This window comes from Testudinibacter sp. P27/CKL/0425, assembly GCF_052931395.1.
This window is the reverse complement of the sequence record NZ_CM128801.1, coordinates 1,435,649-1,451,181: the sequence shown is the minus strand read 5'-3', so window position 1 is coordinate 1,451,181 and position 15,533 is coordinate 1,435,649. Positions and strand designations below refer to the sequence as shown.

General features: G+C 47.7%; 14 protein-coding genes. 5 read left to right on the top strand and 9 right to left on the bottom strand.

The window, feature by feature from the left end:
* Nucleotides 1–154: 154 nt before the first annotated feature.
* Nucleotides 155–1,129, bottom strand: a complete 975-nt coding sequence (locus ACUHGC_RS07180) for an ABC transporter substrate-binding protein (protein ID WP_446832668.1) — start codon at nucleotides 1,127–1,129, stop codon at nucleotides 155–157.
* A gap of 216 nt (nucleotides 1,130–1,345) precedes the next feature.
* Here ACUHGC_RS07180 and trhP point away from each other — a divergent pair, with 216 nt between their 5' ends.
* Nucleotides 1,346–2,719: a prephenate-dependent tRNA uridine(34) hydroxylase TrhP gene (trhP, locus tag ACUHGC_RS07175; protein WP_446832667.1), complete on the top strand. Its 1,374-nt coding sequence runs from the start codon at nucleotides 1,346–1,348 to the stop codon at nucleotides 2,717–2,719.
* A 227-nt stretch (nucleotides 2,720–2,946) separates the two neighbouring features.
* Here trhP and ACUHGC_RS07170 read toward each other — a convergent pair whose 3' ends face one another.
* From ACUHGC_RS07170 to ACUHGC_RS07150, 5 genes are all read right to left on the bottom strand, one after another.
* Nucleotides 2,947–3,636 (bottom strand): DUF554 domain-containing protein, encoded by a 690-nt coding sequence (locus ACUHGC_RS07170; RefSeq protein ID WP_446832666.1) that lies wholly within the window; start codon nucleotides 3,634–3,636, stop codon nucleotides 2,947–2,949.
* A gap of 18 nt (nucleotides 3,637–3,654) precedes the next feature.
* Nucleotides 3,655–5,010 carry an anti-phage deoxyguanosine triphosphatase gene (locus tag ACUHGC_RS07165; protein ID WP_446832665.1) on the bottom strand — a complete coding sequence of 452 codons (1,356 nt, stop codon included), beginning with the start codon at nucleotides 5,008–5,010 and terminating at the stop codon, nucleotides 3,655–3,657.
* 30 nt (nucleotides 5,011–5,040) lie between these two features.
* The gene (yfbR, locus tag ACUHGC_RS07160) at nucleotides 5,041–5,637 is read right to left on the bottom strand and encodes a 5'-deoxynucleotidase (RefSeq protein WP_446832664.1); all 597 of its coding nucleotides are present in this window, start codon (nucleotides 5,635–5,637) and stop codon (nucleotides 5,041–5,043) included.
* Between the two features lie 154 nt (nucleotides 5,638–5,791).
* Nucleotides 5,792–6,628, bottom strand: a complete 837-nt coding sequence (gene purU / locus ACUHGC_RS07155; protein ID WP_446832663.1) for a formyltetrahydrofolate deformylase — start codon at nucleotides 6,626–6,628, stop codon at nucleotides 5,792–5,794.
* 73 nt (nucleotides 6,629–6,701) lie between these two features.
* Nucleotides 6,702–7,109, bottom strand: a complete 408-nt coding sequence (locus ACUHGC_RS07150; RefSeq protein WP_446832662.1) for an H-NS family histone-like protein — start codon at nucleotides 7,107–7,109, stop codon at nucleotides 6,702–6,704.
* A 410-nt stretch (nucleotides 7,110–7,519) separates the two neighbouring features.
* Here ACUHGC_RS07150 and ACUHGC_RS07145 point away from each other — a divergent pair, with 410 nt between their 5' ends.
* The 4 genes from ACUHGC_RS07145 (at nucleotide 7,520) to ACUHGC_RS07130 (ending at nucleotide 13,277) form a co-directional block, all read left to right on the top strand.
* Nucleotides 7,520–9,055, top strand: coding sequence for a Na+/H+ antiporter NhaC family protein (locus ACUHGC_RS07145; protein ID WP_446832661.1), 1,536 nt, complete (start codon nucleotides 7,520–7,522; stop codon nucleotides 9,053–9,055).
* A gap of 249 nt (nucleotides 9,056–9,304) precedes the next feature.
* The gene (locus ACUHGC_RS07140) at nucleotides 9,305–11,023 is read left to right on the top strand and encodes an acetolactate synthase 3 large subunit (protein ID WP_446832660.1); all 1,719 of its coding nucleotides are present in this window, start codon (nucleotides 9,305–9,307) and stop codon (nucleotides 11,021–11,023) included.
* Nucleotides 11,023–11,514, top strand: a complete 492-nt coding sequence (gene ilvN / locus ACUHGC_RS07135; RefSeq protein ID WP_446832659.1) for an acetolactate synthase small subunit — start codon at nucleotides 11,023–11,025, stop codon at nucleotides 11,512–11,514. The genes ACUHGC_RS07140 and ilvN overlap by 1 nt, the downstream gene beginning before the upstream one ends.
* A 167-nt stretch (nucleotides 11,515–11,681) precedes the next feature.
* Nucleotides 11,682–13,277, top strand: a complete 1,596-nt coding sequence (locus ACUHGC_RS07130) for an ABC transporter substrate-binding protein (protein ID WP_446832658.1) — start codon at nucleotides 11,682–11,684, stop codon at nucleotides 13,275–13,277.
* A gap of 146 nt (nucleotides 13,278–13,423) precedes the next feature.
* On the opposite strand, the gene bioD is transcribed toward ACUHGC_RS07130, so the two are convergent.
* From bioD to ACUHGC_RS07115, 3 genes are read right to left on the bottom strand one after another with little or no spacing between them, the layout of a single operon-like run.
* Entirely contained in the window at nucleotides 13,424–14,083 is a 660-nt protein-coding gene (bioD, locus tag ACUHGC_RS07125; protein WP_446832657.1) for a dethiobiotin synthase, read from the bottom strand.
* The gene (gene bioC, locus ACUHGC_RS07120; protein ID WP_446832656.1) at nucleotides 14,080–14,871 is read right to left on the bottom strand and encodes a malonyl-ACP O-methyltransferase BioC; all 792 of its coding nucleotides are present in this window, start codon (nucleotides 14,869–14,871) and stop codon (nucleotides 14,080–14,082) included. The genes bioD and bioC overlap by 4 nt, the downstream gene beginning before the upstream one ends.
* Before the next feature lie 5 nt (nucleotides 14,872–14,876).
* Nucleotides 14,877–15,527 (bottom strand): DUF452 family protein, encoded by a 651-nt coding sequence (locus ACUHGC_RS07115; RefSeq protein WP_446832655.1) that lies wholly within the window; start codon nucleotides 15,525–15,527, stop codon nucleotides 14,877–14,879.
* Between the last annotated feature and the right edge of the window lie 6 nt (nucleotides 15,528–15,533).

Here is a 15,533-nt window from a genome sequence, read left to right as displayed (position 1 = left end):
ATAAAATCAATACAGATGTAACAAATTCAGTCCACCATCGACAATTAATGCTAAGTCGCTCACAAACAAGGTATAATTTGGAAAGTATTGTTTACAAAAAACCGCACTTGCGAACGCCAAGTGCGGTTAAAAAGGAAAAGAATAAGGGGGATCGTTAAGGCTGAATCAAACGCGTGGCTTTTTCCAATAATGCCGCCGGAATCTCAACGCCTTGCAATGTTGCCGCTTGCGGATTCAAATATAAATCCTGATCCGGCATCCGAATGGTTTCCAGATCCGTAATTTTTGTGCCGCGCAACACCTGTGCCGCCATTTTGCCGGTTTCCACCCCGACATTATATTGATTGGTCGCCAACGCCGCGATTGCACCCCGTTCCACCGAACCGAAATCAGCGGCAATCAGCGGAATTTTGTTTTCTACCGCCACTTTATACAGCGCATCATACGCCGAAACCACATTATTATCGGTTGAGGTGTAAATCACCTGCACTTTACCGACCAAACTGCGCGCTGCGGTGCTGATGTCAATGGTGCGCTGTGCCGGCACGGCAACCACGCTTAAGCCGACTTTTTCCGCCGCCGCTTTCAGCATCTCCAACACCGCAACCGAATTGACTTCGCCCGGGCTGTAAACATAGCCGATTGATTTCACATTCGGCACTAAAGTTTGGATCAACTCAACCTGCGGTTCTAATGGAATTTGATCGGAAATTCCGGCGACATTGCCCTCATTTTTACCCCATTGTTTCACCAGTTTGGCACTGATCGGATCGGTAATCGCACTGAATACTACCGGAATTTGACGAGTCGCCGCCGCCACCGGCTGCGCACTTGGTGTGGTGATCGGAATGATCACCGCCGGTTTATCGCCAACAAATTTACGTGCGATTTGCCCGGCGGTGGCGGAACTGCCCTGCGCATTTTGGTAATCAATTTTAATGCTTTCGCCGTCAACAAAGCCCTCTTTTGCCAACTGCTCGACAATCCCTTTACGAATCTCTTCCAATGCAGGGTGTTCAACAATCGTGGTGATCGCCACTTTTTGCACGTCATTTTGCGCCGCCTGCAGATTGCCGAAAAAGAGCAAGCTACCAAGTGCGGTGGTGAGTAATGTTTTCGCTAATTTCATATTCTGTCCTTTTAATTTCTTGTATTGCTGTACTAGTTTGCTAGTATAGTGATTTTTTCAATAAAGGCAATCCATTCCCAGTGTTTTTGTAAAAAATGTGACACTGATTGCAGCTTGCACAAAAAATAGCAACAGGATAAAATCGCCACTCGATTTATACCGCACTTTGCCGTGCACAAGGTATAACCTGACCTGACATCAGAAAAGAGAAACAACATGACCCAAACGAATTTCAAACCTGAGCTGCTTTCCCCTGCCGGCTCGCTCAAAAATATGCGCTATGCGTTTGCTTACGGTGCCGATGCGGTGTATGCCGGACAACCGCGCTACAGCCTGCGGGTGCGCAATAACGAATTTAACCACGCCAACCTGAAAATCGGAATTGACGAAGCCCATGCGCTCGGCAAAAAGTTTTATGTGGTGGTGAATATCGCGCCGCACAATTCCAAATTGAAAACCTTTATCCGTGATCTACAACCGGTGATCGATATGCAGCCCGATGCGTTGATTATGTCGGATCCCGGTTTAATCATGTTGGTGCGTGAACACTTCCCGCAAATGGATATTCACCTTTCGGTGCAAGCCAATGCCGTCAACTGGGCGAGTGTCAAATTCTGGCATCAAATGGGGCTGACCCGCGTGATTTTGTCGCGCGAACTGTCGTTAGATGAAATTGCTGAAATTCGCCGTCAAGTGCCGGAAATCGAGCTGGAAATTTTCGTGCATGGTGCGCTGTGCATGGCGTATTCCGGGCGTTGCCTGCTGTCGGGCTACATTAATAAGCGTGATCCGAATCAAGGCACTTGCACCAATGCTTGCCGCTGGGAATACAATGTTAAAGAGGGCGAAGAAGATGCGGTCGGCAATATTGTCAATCCTGACCAAATGATTGAGGTGAAAAATGTGGCACCAACGCTCGGCGAAGGCAAACCGACCGATAAAGTATTCTTACTGAGCGAATCGCAACGCCCTGATGAAGAAATGACTGCCTTTGAAGACGAACACGGCACTTACATTATGAATTCAAAAGATCTGCGTGCGGTGCAACACGTGGAACAACTGACCGCACTTGGCGTGCATTCATTGAAAATCGAAGGCCGCACCAAATCGTTCTACTATTGCGCCCGCACCGCACAAGTGTATCGCAAAGCGATTGACGATGCCGCTGCCGGCAAACCGTTTGACGAATCCTTGATGCACACCTTGGAATCATTGGCGCACCGTGGCTACACCGAAGGCTTTTTGCGTCGCCACACTCACGATGAATACCAAAATTACGACTACGGCTATTCGATTTCCGAACGTCAGCAGTTTGTCGGCGAATTCACCGGCGTGCGCAAAGACGGCATGGCGGAAGTGGCGGTTAAAAATAAATTCTTACTCGGCGATGAAGTGGAATTGATGACCCCAAAAGGCAATATCATATTTAAAATCGAGAAGATGTTAAACCGCAAAAACGAAGCGGTCGAGGTTGCGCCGGGTGACGGACATTTCGTGTTTTTAAATGTGCCTGATGATATTGAATTGAACTACGCCTTACTGATGCGCAACCTGGTGGACAGCAACACCCGTAATCCGCATAACAAATAAGCGTTAAATTTAACAAAATATTTCACATTTGTTATTGATTTGTGAAATTTTACCGGTATAATAGCGCCATACCCTAAAAAAATATGACTCCAAATATATTTTGCCCTTCCTTGTGAAGGGCTCTTTTTTTGGCTACGATTCTATTGCCCTTCCAACGATATTCAACTTAGCCTAATCCGACACTCACTGCCCGCACCTTCCGGCACGGCTCAACCGCACTTTGAACGCTAAATCGCAAACGAAAAAACAATCGCCAGCAGTAGCGCGAAGATAAAATTAGCGACGCGAATTTTGGTGATTTTCAGCATATTGAGTGCAATGGCAAGAATTAACAAACCGCCGACGCAGCTCATTTCGTTGATCGCCTGTTCGGAGAGATACGGGCTGATGACGCTGGCACTTAAAGCGATCACGCCTTGATAAACCAAGATTGCCAGTGCTGAAAATGCCACGCCGATGCCCATGGTGGACGCAAACGCGATCGACACTATGCCGTCGATCACCGCTTTGGCGTATAGCGTGTCGTGGTTGCCCGCCAAACCGCTTTCCAGTGAACCGACCAGCCCCATTGCGCCGACGCAAAACAGCAGCGAAGCATTGACAAAGCCTTCGGCGATTGCAAACTGTTTGTCGCCACGATTCACCTGTTTCTGTACCCAATCGCCAAGTGCGGTCAGCTGAGTGTCGATTTTCAGCAATTCGCCGATAATCGCGCCGAATACCACCGACAAAACAATAATAAAAATATTACCGCCGCCGATAAGATTCTGCACCGCCACATACAGCACACAAAGCGCCAAGCCCTGCAACACGCTGTCGATAATGTGCTGTTGTTTGGCGCGGCTGGCAAGCAAACTGCCAAGAATGCCGCCGACCACCACCAAGGCGGCATTCGCCAATACTCCGGATAAAATCATCATGCTTCCTTGTTGTTATTATAATTGTTGATAGACTTTCAACGCATAAGCGTCAGACATTCCGGCGATATAATCACAGATAATTCGTTTTTTATCCTGCTCTGCCGCCGCTTGCCAGCGTTTTACTGTGTTCGGCGGCAATAGGCGCTGCGGATCGGATTCAAAAATTTGAAACAGTTCCGATAAAATCCGTTGCCCTTTATACTCAATCCGCTGGGTATCGACATGACAGATCACATATTGCCAAACAAATTTTTTGAAGATCGCCAACACTTCCACCACTTCCGGCGGCAGTTCGGCGTTGTAACGCAGTAGCGGATCTTGCAGGTTGTGGTTAATTTTCCAGCGCGCAGAAGTGATAAAATAGTTGACCAACGCGCCGATCGCATTTTTGCGCTGGTAGTGGTGTTCGGAAAACAGTTTTTCGCTTAATTCGTCAATTTGCTGTTGGATCCACAGCGAACGGCAGACTTTCAGTTCACGGTACGCCTGTTGCCACTGCTGTAAATTCACCACCCCGACCACAATCGCATCTTCCAAATCGTGCACCGCATAAGCGATGTCGTCTGCCAGCTCCATAATGCTGCAATCTAATGATTTATAAATGGTTTTCAGGCTGTCTTGCGAGGTTGACCGCACTTTTTGATAACAGCAAAATTCCTGTTTGTCCGCCGCGCTCAACGGCTGCAACAGCCAGTCAAACACCGCCAGATCGTCGCGGAACAAGCCCTTGCCCGGCTTCCAGTTGCGCATATTCACATAGCGCGGATCGGTCAAGTGCGGTTGCAGACCGCACTTGGCATATTGCGGCGAGGCTTCGTCCAGCAATGTCGGGTATTTTACCACGCCCAAAATCGCGCGGCGGGTAAGATTCATGCCGGCTTTTTCAGTGTAAGGTTCTAGTTTGGTGATCAAGCGGAATGTTTGCGCGTTGCCTTCAAAGCCGCCTGCCTGTGACATCATATAATTCAGCGCCACTTCGCCGCCGTGTCCGAACGGCGGATGCCCGATGTCGTGGGCAAAACACAGGGTTTCGATCAGGCTGATCGGCGGCAATAGCGGTTTCAGCTGTTTTTGCAGTTCGCTCTCGGCAGTGTTTAATTGGCTTGCAAGTGCACCAAAGGTTTCCGCCAAGCCCAATTGCGCCGCCAGACTGCTGCCGATTTGCGCCACTTCCAGCGAGTGGGTCAGCCGAGTGCGGTAAAAATCATTTTCGCCCACCGCATGAATTTGCGTTTTCGCCTGCAAACAGCGAAACGCCGCCGAATGCAGGATCCGCCCGCGATCACGTTGAAACGGCGAACGGTGATCGTGCTCGCGTTTCGGATCGTCAATATAGCGCTGTTTCCACTCTTTTTTGATTGTAACTGCCATCATTATTCCCTCAGACCGCACTTTGGCTGCTTATAAACTCAATTCGTCTAACGCGCGCCCAAAACTCGGCACAAACACGTTCAGAAAATACTGCATTTCATCACTTTGCCACGCTTGCAGCAATCCTTCCAGCCGTTTTAACGCCGGAATAAACTCCTGATTGCCATGTTCCAGCTCGGTGCGCGCTTTAATATAGGCACAAATCAGATCTGCCTGCTTCACCAAGTGTTTGTCCTGCTTGCTGATTAACTCGGCACACAGCAATGGCGCAAAATCTGATTGCAATTCCTGTGGCAGCAGGCGCAGCAGATGTTTTTCCGCTTCAATTTCGATTTGCTTGTAGGCCTCGGTGATCTGCGGATTAAAATATTTCACCGGGGTTGGCAAATCGCCGGTAAAAATTTCGCTGCTGTCGTGATACATCGCAATCAGCGCAATCCGCTCCGGATTCACCTGTCCGTTAAAAAATCGATTTTTAATCAATGCCAAAGCGTGCGCCACAAACGCCACCTGCAAACTGTGCTCCGCCAGATTCTCTTTATCAATATTGCGCATCAGCGACCAGCGCTGAATCAGTTTCAAACGATCCAAGCAGGCAAAAAAATGGCTGGGTTGAATATTTAGCATAATTTAATACCTTTCCTAGAATAAGGAATGAGTTCAGAATATAAAAAATCTCTCTTTTTATATGTTAACGTAACATACAAAAAAAAGAGAGATTTTCTTATCGCTATTTTTAATCTGAGCGAAGAGTTGAGATATTTTAATATCGATTAAATTACTACAGCACTATCGTCTTATTCTCATAGACAAAAATCCGATCATTAAGTGCCAAATCGAGTGCTCTAGTCAAAACACTTTTTTCGACATCACGCCCGGCGCGCATCATCGCTTGTGCATCATAGGTGTGATCCACGTTAATCACGTTTTGCATGATAATCGGGCCTTGATCCAATTCGTTATTAATGAAGTGCGCCGTTGCGCCAATAATCTTTACGCCACGCTCATAGGCCTGTTGGTACGGTTTCGCACCAATAAATGCCGGCAGGAAAGAGTGGTGAATATTGATGACCCGATTCGGATAACGTTCAACGAATTTTGGGTTGAGCACGCGCATATACTTTGCCAACACAATCAAATCAGGTTGATAATGATCGATTTGTTCCGCCAACAGTAAATCGTGCTCTTCGCGCGTTAACTTTTCATGGCTGACATAGTGAAACGGAATATCAAAACGTTCCACTAACTCACGCAATGTGTCGTGGTTGCCAATCACAGCGGCAATTTCAACATCCAAGCCACCATAATAATTTTTCATTAAGATATCACCCAGACAATGCGCCTCTTTGGTGACTAAAATAACAATCCGTTTTTTCTGGCGTGTGATAATACTGTGCTTGGCGCCTGCAGGAAGGGCGAAATTCAATTCTGCGGATAAGACTTCGTCATTAAAAATGCCTTGTAGCTCACTGCGCATAAAAAAGCGTTTACTGCTATTATCGACAAATTCGCTATTGTGGGTAATATTCAGCTGATGTTTATAGCAAATATTGGTTATCTTAGCGACCAAGCCTTTATCGTCAGGGCATTCCGTAAGTAAAATTTTATTTTCAATCATATAAGTTGTTCTGCATAAATGAAAAAAATAAACCCCTAAGGGTTTATTTTAAGAGTTGAAGTCAAGTAAAAACTTAGATTTCAAAATCGGTTAAGGATTTTCCGCTGTTCAAGGCATCTTGGATTGCTTTTGGTGTTCTACCTTGACCCGTCCAGGTTTTTGCTTGTCCGTTTTCATCGGTATATTGGTATTTTGCCGGGCGTGGAGTGCGTTTTCTACGCTCTACCGGCGCTGTACTATTCAGTAATAAAGAAGCCAATTCTTCTTTGCTTAAACCGCTCTTGGCAACTTGTTCTTGTAATACGGCGACTTTTTCTTTACGTTCCGCTTCTTGCTGTTCAATTCGCAGCAATTCTTCTTTTTTCTCATTAATCACTGTCGCAAATTTATCTGCGATCTCTTCTAATTGTGCTAAAGAAAGCTCTTTAGCTAAAACACGGATGCTGCGCAGGTTAGATAATTTCTTAATCACATCACTCATAAGGGATCCTATAAAATTCGGTTTAACAAAATGGGGAATATCTAATGTAAAAATATAAAGTAAAAAAAAGAGATAATCAAATTATTTATCATTTTAATCATGAGCGAATCGTTCCGATTTATAAAAATCAGGGTGGTTTATTTAATTTAGCTTGGTTTTTTCAGCTTATTACTGTAGTCTTTTGCTGCTATCCCTGATCCGGCAATATTTCGTGCAGTATCAGGGCAATCCAGCCTTTCATTTCACCTTATCGAAGTCAAACTGCCGAATGTTGTCATGAATCTGGCGTGGGTAATATAACGCTATTTTGTATTTCATTTTAATGTACACGGCTTTTCGATAAGCCATGTTTATCTTGATAACAATCACCGCACTTTCGGATGATTCGCTTTCAACTATGGAACTTTTTTATGGATTTTGTTGATTTTTCTAATTCATTTTGGTCGGTTATTCCGCCGTTGCTCGCACTCTCTTTAGCCATTATCACCCGCAAAGTGTTGCTTTCATTAAGTGTGGGGATCGTTGTCGGTGCTTTAATGTTAACCGGCGGCAACTTGTTAAATGCGGCTAATTATGTGGTTTCCAGCGTATTTTCTTTGGTTTATACCGACGGTGGCTTAAACGCGGATTATACCAATATTATTATCTTTCTAATTTTATTGGGCATTCTCACCTCACTTCTGACCATTTCCGGCAGTAATCGTGCTTTCGTCAATTGGGCGCAAAAACACATTAAACAAAAGCGTGGCGCTAAACTGCTTACGGTATTTCTTGGGGTGTTTGTCTTTATTGATGACTATTTTAATAGCCTTGCGGTCGGCGCAATTGCCCGTCCGGTCACCGATAAATATAAAATTTCGCGCGCCAAACTTGCCTATTTATTAGATTCAACCGCCGCTCCAATGTGTGTAATCATGCCGATTTCCAGCTGGGGCGCTTACATTATCACCTTAGTCGGTGGTTTGCTTGCCACTCATGCGATCACCGAATATTCGCCAATCGGCGCTTTCGTTGCGATGATCGGTATGAATTTCTATGCGATTTTTGCCTTAGTGTTAGTTTTTATCGTGGCGATTTTCTCGTTTGATATCGGACCAATGGCGCATTTTGAACGCAATGCCGAAAATGCCGAGGCAGTTGAACGCGATCAGCAAGACGGTAAATTGGGGCGCGTTCGCGATCTGGTTCTGCCGATTTTGGCGCTGATTATTGCCACTGTCAGCATGATGATCTATACCGGCGCTTCCGCATTAGCTGCCGATCAACAGCCGTTTTCCATTTTAGGTGCATTTGAAAATACCACTGTCGGCACTTCTTTAGTTGTCGGCGGCGTGGTCGCGCTGCTTGTCGCCACTCTGTGTGCGCTCAGCTCTAAACAAATTTCGTTGAAAGAGTATATTGCTGCTTACGGATTAGGCGCAAAATCGATGCTTGGCGCGATTTTAGTGCTATTCTTTGCCTGGACTATCAACACCATCGTCGGCGACATGAACACCGGAAAATACCTTTCCAGCCTAATCGGCGATTCGATTTCTATCGGATTCCTGCCGGTGTTGCTGTTTATTTTGTCTGCGGTGATGGCATTTTCAACCGGCACCAGCTGGGGCACGTTTGGCATTATGTTGCCAATCGCAGCCTCAATTGCCGTACACGCCGAACCGTCGCTATTATTGCCTTGCCTCTCCGCCGTGATGGCTGGCGCAGTATGCGGCGATCACTGCTCACCGATTTCCGACACCACGATTCTGTCGTCAACCGGTGCCAGCTGTAACCACATTGATCATGTAACAACTCAATTACCTTACGCGTTGCTGGTCGCAGCCGCTTCCGCTGCCGGCTATTTGGTGCTTGGTTTTACTCAATCCGGCTGGTTAGGTTTCTTCACCACCGCAGTGGTGGTGGTCGCGCTGATTTTCTTATTGAAAAAACGTCCAGCGGCAGCTTAAACCGCACTTTTTACAATCAGCAGATAATTTTTTGAATTTTATAAAATGCTATATATTATCGCATTTTTTTATTTTTAAGGCTTTTTTATTTTATAAAATATCGCAAAATAAAATTTAACGGAATTTAAATCCGATAAAATTCCATTTCACGCCCCTTTCGCCGTCAAAAACAACTAGACAAGCCCGATGACTTATCGTAAAAATAGCACATCGTTTTGAAAAATGAAGAAACCATAGTCAGGGGGAGTGATGAAAAAATTATCGGGTGCTGAGATTATTGTGCAGGCAATCCGCGACCAAGGCGTAAAATTCGTTTTTGGCTATCCGGGCGGCTCTGTATTGGATATTTATGACGCCATTCAAACACACGGCGGAATCGAACACGTTTTGGTGCGCCACGAGCAAGCGGCGGTGCACATGGCAGACGGCTATGCGCGTTCGACCGGCGAAGTCGGCTGTGTGCTGGTCACTTCCGGTCCGGGCGCGACCAATGCGATCACCGGCATCGCCACCGCTTATATGGATTCCATTCCGTTGGTGGTCTTTTCCGGACAGGTTCGCAGCCCGCTGATCGGGAGCGATGCTTTCCAAGAGTGCGATATGATCGGCATTTCCCGCCCGGTGGTGAAACACAGCTTCTTGGTCAAACGGGTTGAGGATTTGGCGAGCACCATCAAAAAAGCGTTCTATCTGGCGGCAAGCGGTCGCCCGGGGCCGGTGGTGATCGATTTGCCGAAAGACATTGTTAATCCGGCGAACAAAATTCCTTATGTTTATCCGGAATCGATTACTCTGCGTTCTTACAACCCGAATATTCACGGGCATAAAGGGCAAATCAAAAAAGCGTTGAAAGCGGTGTTGGTTGCCAAAAAACCGGTGATGTTTGTCGGCGGTGGGATTATCGGCGCGAATTGTTCCGAACAAGTCACCGAATTTGCGCAAAAACTGAACTTGCCGGTTGTCAGCTCATTAATGGGCTTGGGCGGCTTCCCTGCCACCGACAAACAGTCTTTGGGCATGCTGGGAATGCACGGCACCTATGAAGCGAACAATGCCATGCACGAAAGCGATTTGATTTTGGCGATCGGCGTGCGTTTCGACGACCGAACCACCAACAATCTGGAAAAATATTGCCCGAATGCCAAAGTAATCCACATTGACATCGATCCGACATCAATTTCCAAAAACGTTCATGCGTATATTCCGATTGTCGGCAGTGCCGATTTAGTGTTGAAAGAGTTTTTATCTCTGCTCGGCGACGAAGCCACGCTGAAATCACAAGTGTCGCTGGAAGCCTGGTGGCAACAGATTGAACAATGGCGTGCGCGCCAATGCTTGCGCTATGAGCACAGCGACAAGGTGATCAAACCACAGCAAGCCGTGGAAATGGTGTATAAAATCACCAAAGGCGAAGCCTATATCGCTTCCGACGTCGGACAGCACCAAATGTTCGCCGCGTTATACTATCCGTTTGACAAACCACGCCGTTGGATCAACTCCGGCGGGCTCGGCACTATGGGATTCGGCTTGCCGGCGGCGCTCGGCGTGAAAATGGCGCACCCGGATGCTTGCGTGGTGTGCATCACCGGCGACGGCAGTATTCAGATGAATATTCAGGAACTTTCAACTGCGCAGCAATATGAAATTCCGGTGGTGATTATCAGCCTGAACAACCGTTTCTTGGGCATGGTGAAACAGTGGCAAGATATTATCTATGCTGGTCGCCATTCGCAATCCTATATGAATTCGCTGCCTGATTTCGTCAAGCTGGCGGAAGCCTATGGTCATGTCGGCATCCAAATTAACAGCCCGGATGAACTGGAAGCGAAATTGGAACAGGCGTTTGCGATTAAAAATAAACTTGTGTTTGTTGATATTTTGGTCGATGAAACCGAACACGTTTACCCGATGCAAATTGCAGGCGGCGCAATGAACGAAATGATTTTAAGTAAAACGGAGAGAACATAATGCGCAGAATTATTTCAGTCTTATTAGAAAATGAATCCGGCGCGTTGTCGCGCGTTATCGCCCTGTTTTCACAGCGTGCGTTTAATATTGAAAGCCTGACCGTTGCCCCGACCGACGATCCGACCCTGTCGCGAATGACGATCGAAGCGCTTGGCGAGGAAAAAGTGCTGGAGCAAATCGAGAAGCAACTGCATAAATTGGTCGATGTGTTTAAAGTGATCAATTTAAGCGACTGCGAACACGTCGAGCGCGAAGTGATGCTGTTAAAAGTGCGGGCGCAAGGCAATACCCGCGACGAAGTGAAACGCTTAGCCGATATTTATCGCGGGCAGATTATTGACGTGACCCCGAAAAGCTACACCATTCAGCTTGCAGGCACCAAAGACAAATTGAACGCATTTATCGCCTCGGTGAAACAGGAAAGTGACATCATCGAAGTGGTGCGTTCCGGTTTAATCAGCCTCTCGCGCGGCGAGAAAAACTGCTTATAACGCCGCAGGTTAGCCTCAATTCAACCGCACTTTGCCCAAAGTGCGGTTTTTTATATAACCAATGCGACTCTTTTATTCCATTTCGGCATAATTAATAAAGATTTAATTATTCAGATAATCGCTGTTTTACGGTATGTTAACGCAACATTAATTTACGAGGAGCCGCTATGAAATCCCGCTATCTACTCTCTTTAACCGCACTTGCGCTGTCATCTGCTGCCGCACAGGCTGCGCCGCACACGTTGATTAACTGTATCAGCAACTCTCCGGGGCAATTCAGCCCGGCGATTATCAACGATGCCAATGATTTTAACGCCAGTTCGCAGCAAGTTTACGACAGCCTGTTGGCGTTTAAACCGGGTTCGACCGAAATCGAACCGGGATTGGCGGAAAGCTGGGAAATCAGTGACGACGGTTTAAGTTACACTTTCCACTTGCGCAAAGGTGTGAAATTCCATGCAAACAAAGATTTTAACCCGAGCCGTGATTTCAATGCGGACGATGTAGTCTTTTCATTTAATCGCCAAGCGGACAAAAACCACCCGTTCCACCAAGTTTCCAACGGCACTTATTTCTATTTCAACTGGATGGCGTTGCCGAAAATTTTGAAATCGGTCGAAAAGGTCGATGATTACACGGTTAAAATTCAATTGAACAAAGCCTATTCGCCGTTTCTGAAAATCGTGGCGATGGATTTTCTGTCGATTTATTCGCAAGAATACGCCGAGCAAATGCTGAACGCCGGCAAGCCGGAAACTATCGACAAAACCCCTATCGGTACCGGGCCGTTTATCTTTCAGGCTTATCAGCTTGATCAAGCCGTGCGTTACACTGCCAACGCCGATTACTGGCGCGGCAAACCGAATTTGGATCGCTTGATTTTCAGCATCACCCCGGACGCCACCGCGCGTTATGCCAAATTGCAGACTGACGCTTGCGATGTGATCGACTTCCCGAATATCGCCGATATTGAAGAAATGAAAAATAACCCGAAAGTGCGGTTATATGCCAAAGCCGGTTTGAATCTGGCGTATATCGGCATCAACCACCGCAAAGCACCGCTGGAAAATGCTAAAGTGCGGCAAGCACTAAATTATGCCACTGATAAACAATCAATCATCAATGTGGTGTATCAGGGCGGCAGCGGTGTGGCGGCAACCAACCCATTCCCACCGGGTGTGTTGGGCTATAACGATGAAATTCAGGATTATCCGTTTGATTTGGAAAAAGCCAAGCAATTGCTGGTTGAAGCCGGTTATGCTGACGGTTTTGAAACTGAAATTTGGGTGCAGCCGGTGGTGCGCCCGTCGAATCCTAATCCACGCCGCACCGCAGAAATTCTGCAAGCCGACTGGGCGAAAATCGGTATAAAAGCCAATCTTGTCACCCATGAGTGGGCAGATTTCAACAAACGCACCCGCGAAGGCGATTTTTACACCGGCACCTACGGCTGGACCAGCCGCAACGGCGATCCGGACAACTTCCTCGCCCCGTTGTTAGGCTGTGAAAATGTCGGCGGCACCAACTATGCCGGCTGGTGTAATCAAGAATTTGAAGCCCTGCTACAACAAGCCGTTGCCACCGCCGATGACGCCGAACGCAGCGCATTATACAAGCAAGCGCTAGTGATCGCCAAAGAGCAAGCGCCTCTAATCCCGCTGGCACATTCGGTCAACTACGTCCCGACCAGCCCACGCGTGCAAAACTTCCAACAAAGCCCGTTCGGCTATACCGCATTTTATGGCGTGAGCGTGGCGGATTAATCCGTTAACTTAGAGAACCGCACGCAAGTGCGGTTTTCCTTCCCCCAGCCTTCGGCAGCCCCCTCCGTAAACGGAGAGGGCGAAGCCTGAGGTTACATTTCAGCCAGTGCAAATAACCAAGCAAAGTGCGGTGAGCCGGATTTCTTTTACTCAAACCGCCCCATCACAATAAATTCCGCCTGCGGAAAATGCCTCGTGAGATAGCGTTGCAAATAGGCTTGGGTTTCTGCTTCAATGATCGGATCAATTTGTGGAAATTTGTTATAAATCACTGCATGCACTGGAATGCCGCGCTGTTGGCTCACTTCAAGGCTTAACAAGGTGTGGTTAATGCTGCCCAGTTTGCCTGAAGTTACCAGAATCAACGGGTAGCCTTGTTGTGCTAAATAATCCAAGGTGGTGAGATGCGCATTTAACGGCACGGCAAGCCCACCTGCACCTTCAATCAACACCACATCATAGTGCTGCGCCAAGGTTTGTGTGTCGGCGCTAATCTGTGCTAAATCAATGGCACGATTTTCCCGTTTGGCGGCTAAGTGCGGTGAGCAAGGATAGTCAAACACAAAGCGACAGGTGGTGCCGTTCTGATCCCACGTTTGTAGCGGCAGCTGTTGTAACTGGCGGTGGGTTTGAATGTCTTCGGCAATGCCTGCACAGCCTGTTTGCACCAGTTTTTGTGTGATCACCGAATTGCCTTCCGCTTGTAAACGGTTGGCATAAAATCCCGTGGCAATGGTTTTGCCGACATCGGTATCAATGCCTGAAATAAAAAATATTTGCTTATTTTTTATTGTGCTATTTTTCATGACTTTTTCCTCGCCAAGATGAGCAGCGGCGCATAATTTAACCGCACTTGCCCGTTCATTGTGCTGAAATGCTGCTGATAGGCTTGATAAAACGCCTGTAACCGCCCTTTCGTCCATTGTGTGCGGTTGGTTGCCGTGACACCTGTTGCTTGCAAATGGCGCAATACCGCACTGGGGTTGTCAAACAGCAACTCAATCGGATCGGCGTCTATCGCTAACAATTCAAAGTGCGGTTGCAACCAGTCCAGCCAATCGGTTTGACTGGGGTAACATAAGCCAACTTTCGTCAATTGTTTGATTTCTCTTAAATTATCAGGCAAAAAAGTGCTGAATAACAGCACGCCATCGGGTTTTAACGCCTGTTGCGCCAATGCGACTAAACGCTGCGGCTGCTGAAACCACTGCACGGTAGAAGCCGATGCCAGCAGATCAAACTGTTGCGCTAAGGGCAACGTGCGGTCGAGCGATTCGGCATCGGCTGCCAAGAGTTGCACATTTTCTGGTGGCAAGTGCGGTTTTAGCTGCGCTAATGCGGCGGCGTTCAGATCATTTAGCCACCACGACCGCACTTCGCACTGTTGCGCTAACAAACGGGTTAAACCGCCCGTGCCACAGCCCAGTTCTAACACCGCGCCAAATCGACTTTGCCCTGTCGTTTGCAACATTTGGCACAGCCGTTGGTTAATCTGCTGTTGCGCCAGCGCATGCTGATCGTAGCTTGCCAATGCTTTGGCGAAGCAATTGCCAATCCGCACTTTTTCCGCACTGAATGCCCTCTTCTGCGACATTGTGTTCACAAACAGAACGCCTCCCAGCCACTGAAAAACGGCAGGGCAAAGTGCGGTGCCGCCACGGTTTTAATCAGGCACGCCCGCTGTTGCCAATAGCGTTGCTGGTTCGCGGTGGGGAAGATCTGATCCTGCTCGCCGATGATCGCCCCCGTCCAAGCAATGCTTGCGGCTTTCGCCCGCGGCAAATGCGCAGCCACCGCCGCCAATTCTTGTGCGATTTCGTCAGTGGGACGTGGCGTAATCTGTTGGTATTGTTGCAATAATTCACGGCTGCCGCACATTCTGCGTTCAAATTTGGAGCGGGTAAGCGCATTAAAACCCTGTAGTGTGCCATCAAAAATTGCTGTCGGAATGCCGTACTCATCATCACGCAAGTGCGGTGTGCCGTTGATCGCCCATGCGCTGGCAAGCGGCAAGTCAGCGACACGCTGCTCCGCTGCCCATACGCCCATCGACCACGCCACTAAATGCACGTCACTGTATTGGCTAAAATTAACCTCGAGCTTCACATCACGGTAATCCCAAATCAGCAACGCATCGCAATCTGGCGGCAGTTGCCAATTGCTCACCAGTTCAGGCGATGTGCCCCAGCCTGCAAAATACAGCATTAAGCGGGTGTTCTGTTCAGTGCTGATAATCCATTGTGTTTGCATTGTGTT

Excerpts from the sequence above, each read along its gene's own strand:
- ACUHGC_RS07180 (WP_446832668.1), bottom strand. The coding sequence starts at position 1,129 with ATGAAATTAGCGAAAACATTACTCACCACCGCACTTGGTAGCTTGCTC.
- trhP (WP_446832667.1), top strand. The coding sequence starts at position 1,346 with ATGACCCAAACGAATTTCAAACCTGAGCTGCTTTCCCCTGCCGGCTCG.
- ACUHGC_RS07170 (WP_446832666.1), bottom strand. The coding sequence starts at position 3,636 with ATGATTTTATCCGGAGTATTGGCGAATGCCGCCTTGGTGGTGGTCGGC.
- ACUHGC_RS07165 (WP_446832665.1), bottom strand. The coding sequence starts at position 5,010 with ATGGCAGTTACAATCAAAAAAGAGTGGAAACAGCGCTATATTGACGAT.
- yfbR (WP_446832664.1), bottom strand. The coding sequence starts at position 5,637 with ATGCTAAATATTCAACCCAGCCATTTTTTTGCCTGCTTGGATCGTTTG.
- purU (WP_446832663.1), bottom strand. The coding sequence starts at position 6,628 with ATGATTGAAAATAAAATTTTACTTACGGAATGCCCTGACGATAAAGGC.
- ACUHGC_RS07150 (WP_446832662.1), bottom strand. The coding sequence starts at position 7,109 with ATGAGTGATGTGATTAAGAAATTATCTAACCTGCGCAGCATCCGTGTT.
- ACUHGC_RS07145 (WP_446832661.1), top strand. The coding sequence starts at position 7,520 with ATGGATTTTGTTGATTTTTCTAATTCATTTTGGTCGGTTATTCCGCCG.
- ACUHGC_RS07140 (WP_446832660.1), top strand. The coding sequence starts at position 9,305 with ATGAAAAAATTATCGGGTGCTGAGATTATTGTGCAGGCAATCCGCGAC.
- ilvN (WP_446832659.1), top strand. The coding sequence starts at position 11,023 with ATGCGCAGAATTATTTCAGTCTTATTAGAAAATGAATCCGGCGCGTTG.
- ACUHGC_RS07130 (WP_446832658.1), top strand. The coding sequence starts at position 11,682 with ATGAAATCCCGCTATCTACTCTCTTTAACCGCACTTGCGCTGTCATCT.
- bioD (WP_446832657.1), bottom strand. The coding sequence starts at position 14,083 with ATGAAAAATAGCACAATAAAAAATAAGCAAATATTTTTTATTTCAGGC.
- bioC (WP_446832656.1), bottom strand. The coding sequence starts at position 14,871 with ATGTCGCAGAAGAGGGCATTCAGTGCGGAAAAAGTGCGGATTGGCAAT.
- ACUHGC_RS07115 (WP_446832655.1), bottom strand. The coding sequence starts at position 15,527 with ATGCAAACACAATGGATTATCAGCACTGAACAGAACACCCGCTTAATG.